Source organism: Sphingobium trunci (genome assembly GCF_022664535.1).
Classification (GTDB): domain Bacteria; phylum Pseudomonadota; class Alphaproteobacteria; order Sphingomonadales; family Sphingomonadaceae; genus Sphingobium.
Genome location: NZ_JAKUJY010000015.1, coordinates 62,029 through 78,417, shown reverse-complemented (window position 1 = coordinate 78,417; position 16,389 = coordinate 62,029). Strand labels below are relative to the sequence as shown.

At 59.6% G+C, this 16,389-nt stretch carries 13 protein-coding genes and 1 pseudogene; 7 read left to right on the top strand and 7 right to left on the bottom strand.

Going from position 1 to position 16,389, the window contains the following annotated elements; translation table 11 throughout:
- Nucleotides 1-228 precede the first annotated feature (228 nt).
- The 5 genes from MJ601_RS13925 to MJ601_RS13910 form a co-directional block, all read right to left on the bottom strand.
- On the bottom strand, nucleotides 229-2,649 hold the full coding sequence (locus MJ601_RS13925; RefSeq protein ID WP_242127409.1) for a TonB-dependent receptor: 2,421 nt from the start codon (nucleotides 2,647-2,649) through the stop codon (nucleotides 229-231).
- Between the two features lie 201 nt (nucleotides 2,650-2,850).
- The gene (locus tag MJ601_RS22100) at nucleotides 2,851-3,240 is read right to left on the bottom strand and encodes an IS4/Tn5 family transposase DNA-binding protein (protein WP_491572922.1); all 390 of its coding nucleotides are present in this window, start codon (nucleotides 3,238-3,240) and stop codon (nucleotides 2,851-2,853) included.
- A 377-nt stretch (nucleotides 3,241-3,617) separates the two neighbouring features.
- Nucleotides 3,618-4,613: a hypothetical protein gene (locus tag MJ601_RS13920; protein WP_242127407.1), complete on the bottom strand. Its 996-nt coding sequence runs from the start codon at nucleotides 4,611-4,613 to the stop codon at nucleotides 3,618-3,620.
- A gap of 81 nt (nucleotides 4,614-4,694) precedes the next feature.
- A complete protein-coding gene (locus MJ601_RS13915) occupies nucleotides 4,695-5,372 on the bottom strand; it encodes an EthD domain-containing protein (protein ID WP_242127489.1) in 678 nt (225 codons plus the stop codon).
- A 411-nt stretch (nucleotides 5,373-5,783) separates the two neighbouring features.
- Complete coding sequence (locus MJ601_RS13910; protein ID WP_242127405.1) at nucleotides 5,784-7,091, bottom strand: cytochrome P450; 1,308 nt, start codon at nucleotides 7,089-7,091, stop codon at nucleotides 5,784-5,786.
- A 132-nt stretch (nucleotides 7,092-7,223) separates the two neighbouring features.
- On the opposite strand from MJ601_RS13910, the gene MJ601_RS13905 reads away from it, so the two are divergent.
- The 3 genes and pseudogenes from MJ601_RS13905 to MJ601_RS13895 all read left to right on the top strand — a co-directional run bounded on the left by MJ601_RS13905 (nucleotide 7,224) and on the right by MJ601_RS13895 (nucleotide 9,215).
- A complete protein-coding gene (locus MJ601_RS13905; RefSeq protein ID WP_242127403.1) occupies nucleotides 7,224-8,141 on the top strand; it encodes a replication initiation protein in 918 nt (305 codons plus the stop codon).
- Nucleotides 8,142-8,171: 30 nt separating this feature from the next.
- Nucleotides 8,172-8,288 (top strand): annotated as a pseudogene (locus MJ601_RS13900) (IS5/IS1182 family transposase); the annotation flags it as partial.
- 156 nt (nucleotides 8,289-8,444) lie between these two features.
- Nucleotides 8,445-9,215: an SDR family NAD(P)-dependent oxidoreductase gene (locus tag MJ601_RS13895; protein ID WP_242127401.1), complete on the top strand. Its 771-nt coding sequence runs from the start codon at nucleotides 8,445-8,447 to the stop codon at nucleotides 9,213-9,215.
- Between the two features lie 107 nt (nucleotides 9,216-9,322).
- Here the strand turns inward: MJ601_RS13895 and MJ601_RS13890 are convergent, their stop codons facing one another.
- The gene (locus MJ601_RS13890; RefSeq protein ID WP_242127398.1) at nucleotides 9,323-10,672 is read right to left on the bottom strand and encodes an MFS transporter; all 1,350 of its coding nucleotides are present in this window, start codon (nucleotides 10,670-10,672) and stop codon (nucleotides 9,323-9,325) included.
- Between the two features lie 271 nt (nucleotides 10,673-10,943).
- Here MJ601_RS13890 and MJ601_RS13885 point away from each other — a divergent pair, with 271 nt between their 5' ends.
- The 4 genes from MJ601_RS13885 (at nucleotide 10,944) to MJ601_RS13870 (ending at nucleotide 15,429) form a co-directional block, all read left to right on the top strand.
- Nucleotides 10,944-12,221 carry a cytochrome P450 gene (locus MJ601_RS13885; protein ID WP_242127396.1) on the top strand — a complete coding sequence of 426 codons (1,278 nt, stop codon included), beginning with the start codon at nucleotides 10,944-10,946 and terminating at the stop codon, nucleotides 12,219-12,221.
- Nucleotides 12,222-12,292: 71 nt separating this feature from the next.
- Nucleotides 12,293-13,444: an acyl-CoA dehydrogenase family protein gene (locus MJ601_RS13880; RefSeq protein ID WP_242127394.1), complete on the top strand. Its 1,152-nt coding sequence runs from the start codon at nucleotides 12,293-12,295 to the stop codon at nucleotides 13,442-13,444.
- Nucleotides 13,445-14,464, top strand: coding sequence for an acyl-CoA dehydrogenase family protein (locus tag MJ601_RS13875; protein ID WP_242127392.1), 1,020 nt, complete (start codon nucleotides 13,445-13,447; stop codon nucleotides 14,462-14,464). It abuts the gene before it with no gap.
- On the top strand, nucleotides 14,461-15,429 hold the full coding sequence (locus tag MJ601_RS13870; RefSeq protein WP_242127487.1) for an NAD(P)H-dependent flavin oxidoreductase: 969 nt from the start codon (nucleotides 14,461-14,463) through the stop codon (nucleotides 15,427-15,429). Before MJ601_RS13875 ends, MJ601_RS13870 begins: the two co-directional genes overlap by 4 nt.
- Here the strand turns inward: MJ601_RS13870 and MJ601_RS13865 are convergent.
- Complete coding sequence (locus tag MJ601_RS13865; protein ID WP_242127389.1) at nucleotides 15,402-16,058, bottom strand: TetR/AcrR family transcriptional regulator; 657 nt, start codon at nucleotides 16,056-16,058, stop codon at nucleotides 15,402-15,404. The two genes, MJ601_RS13870 and MJ601_RS13865, sit on opposite strands and share 28 nt — an antisense overlap.
- Nucleotides 16,059-16,389 lie beyond the last annotated feature (331 nt).

Here is a 16,389-nt window from a genome sequence, read left to right as displayed (position 1 = left end):
TCCAGCCGCATCGGTACCTTCAATGCCAGAAGCTCCCCCTTTTAAGGGATGCCCTCGCAGAAACCCGGCCGATACTCGATAAAGTGTTCGTAATTGTCAGCCGATCTAGCAATAACGCCACCGAAGCCTCCTAGGCGATATCTTCTCAGCCGTTTTTGCGGTCGTCCCGCCCCAGGGCTTCATGGCAATTGCGCTTGCGCGATATACTATGAAGCCCTTGTCGTGCCGTCAACGATTGCCAAACCGATAACGAAGTTCCACGCCAAACGTTCTCGGATCACTATAAAATCCTGAAAACCAAGGCAGCGTTCCTACGTTCAGCGACGTCGCGCTCAAATAGGTTTCTTTGGTCACGTTCTTCACGAAGAAGGCGATGTCAACAGGCCGCCCTCCTATATTGCGCAAATCGGCCCGGAGATCGAGATTATGATGTGCCGGCAGTGTGACAGCCGCCGCCGGGACGTCGTCCGACCACGAATAGCGCGCACCTAGGCTAAGTTCGCCGACGCTCTCCGGGATGAAGTTGGGCGTGTAGACAGCACCGATATTCACGCCTTTTTTCGGAGCGTACTGGAAGAAAACCTGCCTGGGATCGGCGACCGCAGCCCCGATTGGTGGTGTCCCCACTTCGAGGATCTTGTGCTTCATGAATGATCCGGACAGGCTGAGTTCAAGCTGGCTAAACAGATTGACGGAGGTTTCGAGCTCAACGCCCTGAGTCCGCGTCTTGCCGACATTAAAGACCAACAAGGTGTTCGCCGGATCGTTCGTCAGGTCGCAGTCGCCATCAATCCATGGCGGCGACGGCGGATTGCCAAGGCAGACGCCAGGTGTCTGTGTGGTAGTTAAGCCGGTGATCGGAGTCTGCACCTTGTTGTTCGTTTGCGTGAAGACTGAAACGTTGAACACGCCTCGTGCATCGCCTGCGCGCCATTTCAGCTTCGCACCACCTTCGAAATCGGTCACGGTCTCGGGACCGAAGCCCTGATATTGAGCCAATCCGACACCTAGTTTTGGACTGTTCAATCCACCTGCGCGATAGCCCCGTCGGCTCACTACATAGAAGAATGCATCAGGAGTCGCTTGGTAGTTTACGCCGATCGTCCAGGTCGGCGCGCTCGATTTCGCGCTCGATCGCGCAGGTGATACAACCTTGGCTGAATTGTTGAGGCAATCGGAGTAGCGCAGGGTTGGATCGCTGACACCCGTCGCCCCGGAAGCGCCGCAATTCGTCTGTTTATCCCAAGTATATCGAAAGCCCAAATCGACCGATAGACCTTCGAGCATGGAGGAGAGATTGATGGATGCGTTTGTAAAAAACGCTTTGCTGGTGTTTGTCAGGAAGTTGTAGGAAATGGACGGGGCGCCGAAGATTGTTAGGCCGTCCCGGTTCTGTCCTACCGGACGATCATGCAGGTAAAAACCCCCGACGAGCAGGTTGACATTGCCATCAAACATTTTCAGGCGAAGCTGAAGCTCGTTCGATAACTGCTCTACTCCATAAGCGTTGTCCGCGTGTAGCAGATCGAAAGTGGCGCCGGGCACGGGAAAATTCGGAATGGCCGGCAGTCCGTCCGGCGTTGATCTGGATAGATATTCCTGGTTTCGATATCCGAAGATATTCAGTACCGAGAACGTATCCGTGAATTGATATTCGGTGCGATTGACCACCCCCCAACGCTTGATGGTTTCCCTTGGTACAAGCGCCCCCGTGTCCGTGACACGGACGCCCCGAGCCTGCTGCAGCGCAAACTGGTCCTTGAGGAAGTCAACGATCGGAGCCGGAAAGAATGGAAACAGACTTGGATTCAAGCCCGTCATGATGACGCCGGGACCATCATTGGCGTCATGGCTATAATCCAGGATCGTCGTGTTCTTGAGGCCCTCGAACGGTTCCGCAAGGACCGACAGACGGATGCCTTTGGAGTCCAGATTGGCCTCTCTTTTGCCGTTACCACCCAAGTTCCGCACGAAGCCATCGCGCTTTGCGTAATTTCCAGCAAGGCGAATGGCCAACTTGTCTTGTACGATCGGAAGATTGAGAGCGCCCTCCAGCTGGTGCGCATCATAATTACCGACTGTTGCCTGGAGATACCCTTCGACGCGGTCGAGGCTAGGGGCAGTAGGCTCGAGCAGGATCGCTCCACCCAATACGTTGCGGCCGAACAGCGTGCCTTGAGGGCCTTTCAGAACCTGGATGTTGGCAAGATCAAATTGCTGGGTGCCGCTTGCCCGTGTGGGCTGCGGAACTTCAGCGAAATAGGTCACGACGCCCGATGGACTGTTACCTGCAACGGGCTTCGACTGCCCGCGGATGGAGTACAATGTGTTAAATGGCGAAGAGGCGCCCGCGGTGAATATGCCCGGCGCGACCTTCATGAGGTCGTTCGCGTTCGTAATCCCCTGCGTCCTGATCGACTCGCTGGTAAACGCAGAAACAGTAACGGGCACCGATTGCAAACTTTCCGACTTTCGACGGGCCGTGACGATGATGTCGCCCAGGCTTGCGGCCGCCGAATCAGAACTCGCGTTCGCGGCAGCGGAAGGCGCTACAGCCGGAGCGACCTCTTGCGCCATTCCGGACGTTGCATTCAGTGCAAAGAGGCACGTCCCGCCGAACAGAACTGCGCGCCTTAATGAATCTGCCATTTTCCCCTCCTTTATCGCCCCACTCTGTCAAGGTGAGCATGATTTTACACTGCCGCATTCGACACGTGCCGAGTAGTCCCAACCGCGATTAAATAAGACACTCGCAACCGAAGTGTACAATCTAAAAAACCTATGGTCGGGCCCAAACGAGACCCGAGCGCCACTCCGCTCTGTGTGGTCCGCAAGCCTCAGGTGAAGGTTTCAATTTCCCAGAAGTTGCTCGGTTGCGAGGATTGAGCCGAGCTGGATAGATGGGTTTCCGCCCTTCAGGAGGTCGAGCTCCGTCGAGTGAACAATGCTATCCGGCGCCGATCCTGATAACCGAATTCTGTCGTATCCCGCAGCACCAGCAGGACGCCCTCGCAACTGACGGCGCAGCGTCTGTTGCCTGGAAAATAGCCCGCCAGGATCTGCTCCTCGCTGACCAAATTGTTCGCAAAAGCGATAGGGCGCTTTGGTGTTTGCCCAATCTTCGCAGGTTAGCGGAAGCGGCTGACCTGTTGCGCTATCCAGGCAACCCATCAATTTGCGCAGTCGGTCACCAAGGCGGGAGTCTCCGAACCCGGATTCTCTATTTCGCCGTCGATCCACGAGCCGCAATTATCATGGTCGTTCGCCATTGCACGTTCCCCCTCAGATTCCTGCTCAAGCAGGTACCACCATGGACTCAACGGCCTCAATCCCTATGCGCCAACGCGAATCCGATGCGTGACCACTTGTGGGAAATTGAAAGTTCCGCCGGATGGGTTCGCTCCTGATGAAGGCTTATCGAGGAGAGGATGCCTGCGGCAACGTGCCTAACCAAATTTAGACGTTGGCTGCCGAAGCCGACGACCTTCCAGTCCCCTTCATTGCCGCGGCCATCGCCGAATGGAGATGCTGGAGATGGAGAGGGTGTCGTTTTCGTTCGGCACCGCCCATGGCATGGTTCGACACAGGGCGACGATGGCCTGTGAGGAATGATGCTCTCATGCGTTGGCGAGGCCCGCGCGAAGCCGATGGCCCTTAATCCCGCCGGGGACCGGATCGAGGGCGCTGAGCACGCGTTGGACATCGCCCATCCAGGCCGGCGCGGCGACCGCCGACGCAAGCTTCGGCTGAGCGCGTCGGTCGCCGACGACTACAAGCACTTCGGCCCCGTCGGGCCCGGCGACCACCGTGTCCAAGGCGACATCGGCTCGCTGAACGCGCATGTCGCCGGCCGAATATTCCACATCGCCCACCCGGCAAGCGCCGCCGACAACCAGCAGCACCAGCTCGGTCGGATAGACGCAAGCCGGGATGATCGTCTGGTTCGCCTTGGTGTTCAGCACGTGCACCGCGGGTCCGACCGTCGCATCTCCCAGAATCCCGGTCATCGTTTCGGGCTTCCCGTTCCTGCCCAGGTCCCCCACCTGGCCGGACAAATAGCCGCGCTCGCATGGACCCAGCGTCGTCGCCACCGCGGCGATGCCCTTGTCGCCTGCCGGGTGGGGATAGGGCTCCCCCTCTACCGGCTGTCCGAAGGCCTCGCCGACCTCGCCGCCGTCGATGACGGTCGCCATATCCTTCTTGAATCTGAGGATGGAACGGGAACCGCGGCGATCCCCCATTATCAGCAGCGTCCATACCGGACCGCCGTGCACCGGATGCTCCTGGTAGACCCAGCCGGCCTCCTGGAACCCATAGGTTCCCGCCGGCATGGATTTGCCAGCCACCGTCCATTCGCCCCCGGCCACCATGCGAAATTGGTCGGTGCCGTGATGATGGACCGGATCGACAGAGTGCTTCCAGTCCAGATCCTCGCCCTCGACCTTGGTCATCAGGCCGAGCAGAACGGTCGGCCCCGCTTCCGGATCGCCGATGTCGAAGGCGAAACTCTTCACCGAACCCTTGGGGGTCATGTCGGGCCAGGCATCGCGATCGCGGTACGAAAGATCCAGGTGGTCTCCGTCGAGAGACAGACCAGCGTATCCTCTGAACATTGCGTATCCTCCAAATCCTGGCCGCCTACCGGCAAAGCGGCGACCGCAAGCAATTACCGCCAGTCCGCGCGGAGCAGGCTCCTAGCGCGTGCTCCATGATGCAATGTCGAAAAGGCTGGTCACACAGCGCGCATGATCGACGAAATTCCGCTCGTCGGCTGTCGTTTGATCGACCAGTTCCTTCGTCCCCATCAGATTACGAAGCCGGTCGGCATCAATCCAATAGGTCTCGGCCGCCCCGTCGAAATCGGAGATGCCGAGCCCGGCCTCTCGCGCGAACTGAGCCGACAGCGCCATATCGGCGTGAGCCTGCCGATAGCCGAACCCCAGCCCCTCCGGCTGAATCGACTCCGCGAACGGCCCGTGGTGACCGTGCCAGTACTTGACGAACTCCTCGTGATCGAACTTCGGCAGGCGTCGATTTGCGATCACGATCAGCAAAGAGCCGAACCCCGGCATTATGACATGCTCGGTTGCGACCAGCGCCGCTGAGGCTGCCGGCCGGATCGTATCACCCAGCCGCTCCGCAAATCCGCCAAGCAGCGGAACCAGTCCGCTGAGATCGCCGCCGTCCTCGCGGAAGATTTCCAATATGGCGTCGAAGGGCACGCCATAATGGAAGGCGCCTGCAGCGGCCGCCTCGAGCTCCGGGTCCCGAACGCGGAAAGCCCAGGACTGGTCCAGCTTGTGCGGGAATTCCGCAGCGAGGCGATCCGTCTCGGTCTGGAGCTTCTCAGCCAGACGTCCTTCCGCCTGCACATCGGTCAAACTTAGCAGAAGCTTAAGCTTTTGGCGCACTATACTTCACCTCTCCATGATCACTTGTTGTTCGGCGGGTACAGGTTCAAGCCGTCGTGCCCATAATGTTCTACGGCAGGACAGACGTGGATAGGATCGAAAATAGAACGATGCTAACCATCCAAATAGCAAGCCTCGCGACGTGGCTGTAGTTCCTGCAACGAAGCGCGGCTAGCAGGGGCAGGTTTCATCGCGGCAGCCGGTACGACGATACCTTCCCGCGCCTTACCATTGCGCGCTGCAACCGCGGCTCGCTGACCCTGCGGAAGTTCACCTCAGGAGGCGTAAACCGCTTTGCCAGGCTTCCATTCCTGCGTAGCGCAATGTCGCAATCCGCAGCCTCTCATGCCCGCCTTGTTGATACCTTGGTGATCAGGCGCCGTTATAACTCACGCCGATGATATCCTCCAGTTCTTCCAGACCGCCGACCTTCTTGCCTGGCGTGAAGGTCGCTCGCATCGATATGTAGCCGTTGACCACGCCCTTGGACGTGTAGGGCACCGTGCGTTCATGGTCTACTTTGAAATCGGGAATACGGTCCAGGATCGCGCCCATCACGATCGGCCACTGCATGCGCACGATTGCGGCGCCCATGCAGGTGTGGTGCCCCACGCCGAACGCATAATGATTGTTTTTCTTACGGTCAAATCGCACCTGTTCAGGGCATTCGTAAACGGATTCGTCCTGATTGGCCGAAGCCCAGCTTACCAGAATATGATCACCAGGCTTGAGAGCTTCGCCGTTGACTTCCACTTCGCGTGTGACGGTACGCGACAGAAGCTGGGTGGGCGTGATGTAGCGCAGGAACTCCTCACCCGCGTTACGCAACAGCGAACGATCTTCGATCAGCTTCTGCCGTTCTTCGGGGTGATCCGACAACCAAGACATGGCGCCCGCGATCAGCGCGCCGGTTGTGTCGAAACCGCCCTGAATGATAAGAGAGAACATATTGACTAGGTTCGCGTCTGGAACGGGCACACCGTCGATTTCCGCGTTGCACAAACGAGAGATGACGTCGTCCTTAGGATTCCTGCGGCGCTCCTCGATCAGGCGCTGCAACTCACCGTTGATCCAGACGATCCCCTCATACCCCTTCTGCCATTCCGGAGTTCCCACTACGGCGTAGATCATCATGTGGGTGGGCGCGGCATATTTGCGCCAATCCGCGATCGGCAGGCCCAAGAAACTGGCGGCGATCAGCGCCGGCACCGGGCTGGCGAGATCACGAATGATGTCCATTTCACCGCTTTCGATCACGCGATCGAGACAGGCATTCACGAAAGATGTCACGAGCGGGCGCAGCTTGGAAACCGCACCGGGCGTGAATTCGTGCATGATGAGTCTTTTGTAGGAGGTCGATTCCGGCGGATCCATTTCGATGGGGATCTGGCGAAACGGGCCCTTCTCGGGAAAAAGAATGCCGGTGAAGCCGGGCCCTCGCCGCTCGCCGCCCGGGTCATGGTCGGATGAGAAGGTGTCATCATCCATGGCGATCCGCGTCACGTCGGCATGAGTGGTTGCAACCCAGAAGCCACCGTGCTTTTCACTGTGCGCGACAGGGCACTTGTTCCGCAAGGCCTTGTTGATTTCCCAGCTCTTTGCGGCATACTCAGGCGAGTGATGGTCAAAATTCCGCGCCAGAACTTCTGCTTCGAGGTCGCCGGAATCATAGTCCGCCATGATGCTCTCCATTTGCTTCTCGCGTCTTGACCAATCCCCAAGGGAAGGCGACAAGACGTGCGAGGGTCTTTGAAGTGACCATAAGCGTGTCTATCGCAGACCGACCACTTGGAATTTTGAGGCACTGTGCAGATGGCATTCGACGCACGAGAGGCGATCGAGCAATTTGGTGTGGCAGGCGCGCGCCATCGGGCGGCGAGCGCACTGGAACGCAATGCCATCGATGCGGCTGCGGTGCTGGCGCAAGCGGGCACGGATCCACTGCGCCGAATCTACGGCAGCCTGCTCAACGTTTGCATGCCTTATCGCGATCCGGGAGCCTTGGCCGTCTTTGAAAGGCAGATCGGCGACTTGAAATTCACGTTGCGGTCAGGGTCTCAGGAGGGATTGCCCTTCGGAGCGAAAGCGCGCAATATTCTGACCTATTGGACGGACCTGATAGTACAAAGGCATTCGGCTACAGTGTACGGCGTGGGATCGATGCACGAATGGCTACAATGCATGAATATCGCCGTTGGAGGAATGACCTATCGACAGATGTCCAACCAGGCGCATCGCATAGGCGACAGCTACCTCACCATCGCTTACCGAGAGCCGGATGGCGCAAATTGGCGCGGGATCTTCGCCGGGCCAATGGTCGATGCCCTTCATTATGACGAGCCGGACGGCGCCCTGCACCCCCCGTTCGACCGTGCGCGCCTAGATCGGCTCGGCTTTCCAGACCGGGCCAGTTTCAACCCAGGCCTCTCGGACTGGCTGATAGAAAACCGGGTCGCGTTAGACTGGCTGGCGATCTTTCAGATCAACGACAATTGTTGGGCGATGGACGTGTACACCTGGCTGGCCGCCATCTTGCCGACACTGCGCGCACCGCAAACCCTTTCGTGGGAGGCCCTGTGCGCCAACTGGTCATCGGCGTTCGCCGAAAAACGCAGGGTTAAGGCGAAGCTGAAGCAAACGTTCCCCCTGGTACAGGCGGTCTATCCAGGCGCGCGTATCGAGTTGGGTAACAGCGCCGTGATACTTCACCCTTCACCAGCTCCCGTCTGATATCGGTTCTATGGCGGCAGAGCGTTTTGACGACTGGGCATCGAAGGCCTCTTTGCTAAACTCAAACAATGGCCTCGGATCGCCACCAGTTACGAGGCCCGTGCAAACTGCCTCGGCTTCTCCAAATTCGCCAGCTCAAATGATTAGATCGTGAACCCGACCTGGCCGTTAGCGCCCGGGACCGGAGGCGCAGGGATGAGGCTATGGTTCCATTCAGAAAAAAGAATGGAACTGACGCCCATCCAGTCAGACTTTCCCGTCCTTAGCAGCGTACTATGAACAGGCGTTAACGGCGAACTGACAATGGATAGAACGATAGCCATAGTAGGAGCGGGGGCCGGCGTTGGGCGCGCCGTCGCCCGCCGTTTTGGTCGTGAAGGCTATAAGGTCGCACTGTTGGCGCGAAAGCCGGACAAGCTAGCGTTGCTCGTCGCGGAATTGGAATCGGAGGGGATTGAAGCGGCGGCCTTTGCCATTGACCTGCGCGACCGGCCGTCCGTCGAGCGCGGATTGCGCGAGGCGCAGGGCCTGTTCGGGCCAATTGACGTGCTGGAATTCAGTCCTGCGCCAGAAGTTCCGGGCTCGACGATGAATGCGATCGAGCTGACCGCTGAGAACGAGTTGTATCACCTCGACATCGGCGTGCTGGGCGCGATCACGGCCGTGCGTGCAGTCCTTCCTTCCATGATCGAGCGGGGATGTGGCACGATCCTTCTCACGACGGCGGTTTCCGCCCTCCATCCGCTGGCGATCACGGCGAGCTTCGGCATTGCCGCCGGCGCGACGCTTAACTATGGCCGCGTTCTTAACCAGCAACTGGCGCAACATGGGATCTATGCGGGGGTAGTGATGATTGCTGGGCTGGTCGTGGAAGCCGACGAGGCGGGAGGCCGCAGCCCGACGGGACTGGAATTCATCGCATCCGATGCCATTGCCGCGCTGCAGTGGGAAATGGCGACGAAGCACGACCGGGTCGAAGCCATTATCGGAGACGACGCGGCCGTAAGGGCGCTGTCCGGACGCACATTCAAGGAATCGCTCATGTCCGTAGCGCTCAAGGACAATCAGGGGTAGGGCGCGGACGCCTTCCCGTGTTGTGCCGATGTGGGCATCGGAGCCGGGACAGCGCCTGGGACCATTGATAACCCTCAGAGATTCCGCGATCAAGCTATAGAAAAAGCTTATGCTGAAGGCGCGGGCGTCTCCGTCATCAGTTCACGCATCGCCTTTTTCCCCAATGATACCCCCACGAGCATGATTGGCCCCATAATGGCTGCGGTCAGCGCGATGGAGAGGCCAAGACTTTGCTCCGAGCGGAACAGTTTTTCCGATAGGAGGGCGATTAACGAGGGTCCCAATATCATGCTGGGGATTGTGACGACCAGAATGAAGAGCGCCCCCATTCGCCCGCGATATTCATTCGGCGTAGTCATTTGGATCGCCGCTGCCCCATAGCCGGCATTGCTGAGCAACAGCAAAAAAGGCACAGCCAGCAACGTCAGAAACAAGGGCACGCTGGTAGTGAGGAAGGCGAGCACCAGGGCGGGGATGGCGATTATCGTCATCCAGCCCAGAAACCGGAAATGCGCGTCGCGCATCCCTCTGGAAAAGAGCGCATCCACCGTCCAGCCTGAGAGCATCTGCCCGACGCCGCCCGTGATGGCGACGACTCCGCCGATAGCCAGGCCGACCTCGAGCGGACTCCAGCCAAAATTGCGGCCCATATAGGCAGGCGCCCACAAGACGATCGCGTTGGACAAGGTCGCCGATGGCGCGAAGCTTAATATGATTGCGAGCCAGAGTTTGCGCCGGGTCATCAAAAACTGAAGCGCTGATTTCCAGCTTGGGGTCCCGCTGCCCTTCAAGCGGCCGGTGCGCGCCGGTTCGGGTACGGCGAACATCAGGCAAGCTGCCAGTAGCCCGGGGAGGCCGATGAGGAAAAACACGACCTGCCAGGCGCGGATGTCGCCAATCAGCGGAAGCGTGATGAACGGTGTCTTGGACACGAGCGAAATGACGAAACCGCCCAGCACCATTGATAGGCCCGCACCCAATGTCGTACCCAAAGTGAATATCGCCAGGGCAAACGCCAAGCGCCGGCGGGGAAAGAGGTCCGTCAGCATCGAATAGCTAGCTGGCGTCAAGGTGGATTCGCCGACGCCCACCAACATGCGGCACAGGAAAAGTTGCCAGAAGCTTTGGGCGAGGCCGCATGCCGCTGTCGCCAGCGACCACAGGCTCACGCCGACATACACGACCGTGCGGCGAGAGTGACGATCTACGATGCCGCCCATGAACACGCCGAAAATCGTGTAAAATAGAGCGAAAGAGAAGCCCATCAGTAGGCTGACCTCAAAATCGCTGATGCCAAGGTCGCGGCGGATGGGGTCCACCATCATCGCCAGAATCTGGCGATCGAGAAACGACAATATGTAGAGGAGAACCAGGATGGCCAGTGTGACCCAGGCCGTGCGCGATGGATGCGCATTCGGCTCCGCTGGCGAGCCTTCATCCTTCGCTATTACGGCCATTCTGCTCTCCTGACGGCGGCGGCAGCCCGGTGCGTCGCGGCCATTTCTGGTTATGTGCCGTCTCAAATCTAGAAGGAGTGCGCCGACCCGACCAATTCAAGACGCGGATAGAGCGATCCCAAGGAGATATTCGCCACCCTGTGCAATAGCGACTATCGCGTCTGCGAGGATTGATAGCTATTTGATGCAGGTGATCCGACTTTTGTCTCAGATTGCACTAGGGCGTGTTGGCACAGTGCCGCAATCAACAAGCGTCGCGGGAGGTGATGAAATGGTAACGCAGGCACAGACGGGTAGGCAGGGCGGCAGCTTTGCGGAACTGACGCGCACGTTCGCGGGCACCGTCGAAGACCCATATCCCGTATATCGCGAGAAGCGCCGCGCAGGCGGCGTGATGCGCGGCGACATTCTCGACGAATTCGGTGTGCCGTCACGAGCAAACGCGGCCGGTGGTCAACGGGATGTCTTCACCTTTCTTTCCTATGACGCGGTCCAACAAGGCCTGTTGGACGCAAAGACTTTCAGCAGCAGTATCCTGATGGAGAGCTTGGGCAAGTTTCTCGGCCGGATCATCACGGGGCAGGACGGGGAAGAGCATCGCGTAACCCGCGGGCTTTTCGCACCCGCCTTCAATCCCGCCGCGCTCAGGCAATGGCGCGAAGACGTGATCGTGCCTGTTATCAGGCGCGACTTCATTGATCGGCTCAAGCCTGCCGGCCGCGCCGATCTCTTGAGCGAGTTCGCACTCGGCTTTCCAATTCGTATCATCTACGGGGTCATTGGTTTTCCCAAGGACGAGGAGAAGATCGAGCAGTTCGCCGACTGGGCGCTGCGGATCTTGACCGGTCCCCAGATCGATCCGAAAAAGGACGCAGAGGCACGTGCGGCGGCGTTTGAGGCCGTCGTCGCCCTCAAAGCCCATCTCCTGCCGATCGTCGAGCAGCGCCGCAAGGAGGACAAGCCGGGTCCCGACCTTATCCGGCGCTTGCTGGAAGTCGAATTCGAGGGACGGAAGCTGAGTGACGAGGAGGTCGTCAACTTCATTTTGACGTTGCTGCCTGCGGCCGCCGAAACGACAACCCGTTCCTTTTCCAATCTCCTTGCCCTTCTGCTTCAGCGACCAGCGTTGTACGAGCAGGTCCGTCAGGATCGCAGCCTCATCCCCGGCGCCATATTGGAAACGATGCGCATGGAAACGCCCGCGTCCTTCCTGGCCCGCGTCACAACGCGCGAGGTGGAAGTCGATGGGGTGGTCATTCCCGAGAATTCGGCGATTTCCATGGCGGTCGGCGCCGCCAACCATGACGAGAGCGTTTTTGCCGATCCCGAGGATTTCCAGATCGGCCGGAAGGCGCGTCCGGCCCTAGGCTTCGGCTACGGTCCCCATATGTGCCTCGGCATGCCTGTCGCCAAGATGGAAATGGAAGTGGCACTCAACCTCCTGTTCGACGGGCTGCCAAACCTTCGCATTGATCCGGACGTGGACCCGCCGGTCATCACAGGCGTGCATTTCCGCGGGCCGCCCGCTTTGCCGATGCTGTGGGACTGACTCGCGTCCTTTCCCGCGCGGCGTGAGCTGCGTTCCGACAGGTAGAAGACCACATCCCAAGGTGCCCAATAGTGCTCGACCGGCTGCAACTGACGACAATACCCGCCGAATATGACGAACTTCGCTCCAAGGCGCGAAGGATCGCCGCCCAAGTGCAGCATGACCATCCCGATGACGTGCGCGCCCGATCCTGGCTTTCCTTTGACGCGGCATTTTCCCGGAAACTGGGCGCTGCGGGCCTGCTCGGTCTGACATTGCCGCCAGCTTATGGAGGAGCGGGACAGGACGCCTTTGCGCGCTTCGTCGTGGTAGAGGAGCTTCTGGCAGTGGGAGCCCCTGTGGCTGCGCACTGGATCGCCGATCGGCAGAGCGCGCCGCTCATCCTGCACTACGGCACCGAGGCGCAGCGGCAGGCGCATCTGCCCTCCATCTGCCGCGGCGAGAATTTCTTCTGCATCGGCATGAGCGAACCGGGATCCGGGTCGGACCTTGCAAGTGTGCGGACGCGCGCCACGCCCGACGGCGACGGGTGGATATTGAACGGCACGAAGCTGTGGACGACCAACGCCGACCACGCGCATCACATGATCGCCCTGGTGCGCACCTCAGGGGAAGCGGGGGACCGCCATCAGGGGCTGTCGCAGCTCATCATCGACCTGAAGTTGCCGGGCATCACGATACGTCCGATCGACGAAGTGACCGGCGATGCGCATTTCTGCGAGGTGCATTTTGAGGATGTCCGGTTGGGGCCGGACGCGTTGGTGGGCACGGAAGGAGACGGCTGGAAGCAGGTCACCGCGGAATTGGCCTATGAACGCAGCGGCCCCGAACGCATCTATTCCAGCGTCGTCCTGCTAGACGCCTGGATACGCCATCTGGCGAAAACCGAGCGGCTGTCGGACACTGCGCTCCGTTTGGCGGGTAAGTTCACGGCCGATTTGGCGGTTTTGCGCGAAGTGGCAATCGCCGTCACGGGCAAGCTCGTTGCGGGCGAAAGCCCCGTGTTGGAAGCATCATTGCTGAAGGATCTGGGGACCAGCCTGGAACAGGCGATCCCGACCGCCATCGCCGACGATCTGGGCAGCAGGCCGGATGAAATGGTCGATCCGTCGTTGGTCCGAACACTTTTCTTCACCAGTCAGATCGCGCCGAGCTTTTCGCTTAGGGGCGGTACCCGAGAAATATTGCGCGGGATAATCGCGCGCGGATTGGGACTACGCTGAATGTTCGCCATCGACGATATTCTTGACCCTCTGAACAAGCTGCTGGCAGACAATTGCTCTCCCGCCGTTGTGCGCGAAGTCGAAGCCGGCGGCAGTGCCGACGGGCTTTGGCACATGCTTGTCGATTCAGGTTTTCTCGACGCCTTGGTCCCGGAGGAGCAGGGGGGCGCGGGCCTTGCGCTTTCTAATATTTCGCCCTTGCTGGAGCTGGCCGGGCGCTATGTCCTGCCGCTACCGTTCTCCGAAACGATGGTGGCGCGGGCCCTGCTGGCACGCGCGAGTATCGAGAGGCCGGAGGGGCCGATAATTTTGGTTACCGCGCAATCGGCGGCCGGTGAGGGGATATTGGCGCGGGCGGTTCCCTATGGTACGGTCGCGCAATGGGCTCTGGTGGACCAGGGTGAAACCATTTCCTTACTTTCCGTTGCTGCAGCAAAGAGCGATCCTACGGGAGGCCATCACAGCCTTTCCAGCGACCTTTTCTGGCGGGGCGGTACGGAGCCGGTCGCCACGTTCGCGTGTCCAAGCGCGGGGCTGTGGTCGATGGCTGCGACGTTACGGGCATGCGAGATCGCCGGCATGGTGGAAGCGGTGCTGGACATGACCGTCCGCTACTCGGGCGAGCGCAGCCAGTTCGGCAAGACCATCTCCAAACTGCAAGCCATACAGCAGCAACTGGCCGTGGCGGCCGAGCAGGTGTTGATGGCGCAGATGGGCGCCGCGATCGGCTGTTCGGGCGGGCTCGACGGGTCCTTGACCCTGGCCGCCATTGGAAAGCACGCCGCCAGCATCAGCGCGTCCGTCGTGGCTGCAACGGCTCATGCCGTTCACGGCGCGATGGGTATGAGCGCGGAATATGATCTCCAGCTTTACACGCGGCGATTGTACGAATGGCGCTTCGCCAACGGCAGCGAGAGTTATTGGTCTGGCCTGATCGGGCAGGAGCGCGTCGCCGCCGGTGGTATGACGACCGTGGATTTTCTGAAAGATCACGCTGCAGCTATGGAAAAAATGGCATGAAGACACGCATCACCGAATTGTTGGGCATCGAATATCCGATCATTCAGGGGGGCATGATGTGGGTCGGCCGCGCTGAACTCGCGTCTGCGGTGTCCAATGCTGGCGGCCTCGGCATCCTGACGGCGCTGACCCAGCCGACGCCGGACGCATTGCGGCAGGAGATCGTGCGGTGCCGGGCGATGACCGACAAGCCCTTTGCCGTGAATCTGACAATGCTGCCTGCGACCAATCCTCCACCTTATGAGGATTATGTCCGCGCGATCATCGATTCAGACATCAAGATCGTGGAAACGGCGGGCAATAACCCCAAGGAGTTCATCGCGCTCTTCAAGGAAGCCGGCGTCAAAATCATGCATAAATGCGTGGCCGTGCGGCATGCGCTGAGCGCGCAGCGCAACGGCGTGGACGCGATCAGCATTGATGGCTTTGAATGTGCCGGCCACCCTGGCGAGGACGACATCCCCGGACTCATCCTGATTCCAGCGGCGGCAGCGGCGCTGGATATCCCGATCGTTGCATCCGGCGGCTTTGCCGACGGGCGCGGCTTGGCGGCGGCGCTGACGCTGGGCGCCGAGGGCATCAACATGGGCACGCGGTTCATGCTGACCAAGGAAGCGCCCTTGCATGACGACATCAAGAAGGCAATCGTCGCGGGATCCGAGAGGGATACCCGTCTGATCTTCCGCAAATTCCGGAACACCGCGCGCGTATTCCGCAATGCCATTTCCGAGGAAGTGGTGAAGGTGGAAAGCGAGCCGGATTCCGTTTTCGAGAATATTCGGCCGCTGGTGTCCGGGCAGCGCGGCAAAGCGGCGCTCGAAAGCGGGGAAGTGGACGGCGGCATACTGTGGGCGGGCATGTCCATCGGACTGATGAACGATATCCCAGACTGCAAGACCCTGATCGACCGGATCGTCGCCGATTGCCGCAAGAACCTTCAGCGTGCCAGCCGCTTAGCGGCCTGAGGTTTGATCGCGGGACCGAACAGAAAGGTCCAGACCTCCGGGACGAAAAGATCGAGGTTTGCCCAATCCCCGTCTCCGGGGATCAGAGCAGCGCTGAACTGATTGCGCACAACGATCTCGGTCGCCAATCCACGGCGCAAGGGTCGCTGGATCTGGGCTTCGATCCAATCGAAAACTGGAGCCATTTCCGCTTCCACGCACTCAACATAGAACCTGAAATAGGCTCTGATGTTGCGAAGCACAGAATGCGGTTCGGCCTCGAGAAAGCGGTCCGTCATCTGGGCGTCGTTGTAGACCCGCAGGAAGCGCAGCAGTGCCAAGAAAATATCGATGGGATCGACCAGACCTTCAACGGCAGCCCTGATATCTGATTTGAAGCGCGCACGCCGATGGTCGCCTACCCCGGCAAACAATTCTTCTACCGTCCTGTAATAGCGATACAAAGTTGCGCGAGCGATGCCGACATGGTTGGCCACCTCTCGCATGGTCAAGCGCTGGGCAGGGCGTTCGGATAGCAATGTCACGGTCCCGTCCAATATGCGTTCACGCATGGCGCTGTGCGTCCGCTCGCGCGAGCGCCGCTTGAACGTCACTGAGGGTACGTCTGTCATGCCAGCGCTTGTCGTCATGTCAGGATCATAGCAGTCACGGACGCACCGAAACAGGGGGGTGAGATCGCAAGCGACCGCATATTCTAAATGGAGGCCTGGGCACGGGCATTGAAGATTGTCTCATGAGAGGTGTGCCACCGCAGTGACAAAGCCTACGGAATATACCGACACGTATCGCGGAATCGCGTCGAACGGTGACATGCCGTATTGCAGATAGCGACTCACCATGCGAGCGCCTGACGATATGAGGCCGTAGCTTCTGGCGAATTGCACGAACAGATCGGGGATCACCCACTGCAATATTGTGCGCGTCAAACATTGTATTGGACCCTTTTTCAGGACTGCTGCA

Bases quoted from the DNA above. Each gene is read 5' to 3' on its own strand.
- MJ601_RS13910 (WP_242127405.1), bottom strand. From the start codon at position 7,091: ATGGCGGACTATGATTCCGGCGACCTCGAAGCAGAAGTTCTGGCGCGG.
- MJ601_RS13870 (WP_242127487.1), top strand. From the start codon at position 14,461: ATGAAGACACGCATCACCGAATTGTTGGGCATCGAATATCCGATCATT.
- MJ601_RS13890 (WP_242127398.1), bottom strand. From the start codon at position 10,672: ATGGCCGTAATAGCGAAGGATGAAGGCTCGCCAGCGGAGCCGAATGCG.
- MJ601_RS13885 (WP_242127396.1), top strand. From the start codon at position 10,944: ATGGTAACGCAGGCACAGACGGGTAGGCAGGGCGGCAGCTTTGCGGAA.
- MJ601_RS13895 (WP_242127401.1), top strand. From the start codon at position 8,445: ATGGATAGAACGATAGCCATAGTAGGAGCGGGGGCCGGCGTTGGGCGC.
- MJ601_RS13905 (WP_242127403.1), top strand. From the start codon at position 7,224: ATGGCATTCGACGCACGAGAGGCGATCGAGCAATTTGGTGTGGCAGGC.
- MJ601_RS13875 (WP_242127392.1), top strand. From the start codon at position 13,445: ATGTTCGCCATCGACGATATTCTTGACCCTCTGAACAAGCTGCTGGCA.
- MJ601_RS13865 (WP_242127389.1), bottom strand. From the start codon at position 16,058: ATGACGACAAGCGCTGGCATGACAGACGTACCCTCAGTGACGTTCAAG.
- MJ601_RS13920 (WP_242127407.1), bottom strand. From the start codon at position 4,613: ATGTTCAGAGGATACGCTGGTCTGTCTCTCGACGGAGACCACCTGGAT.
- MJ601_RS13925 (WP_242127409.1), bottom strand. From the start codon at position 2,649: ATGGCAGATTCATTAAGGCGCGCAGTTCTGTTCGGCGGGACGTGCCTC.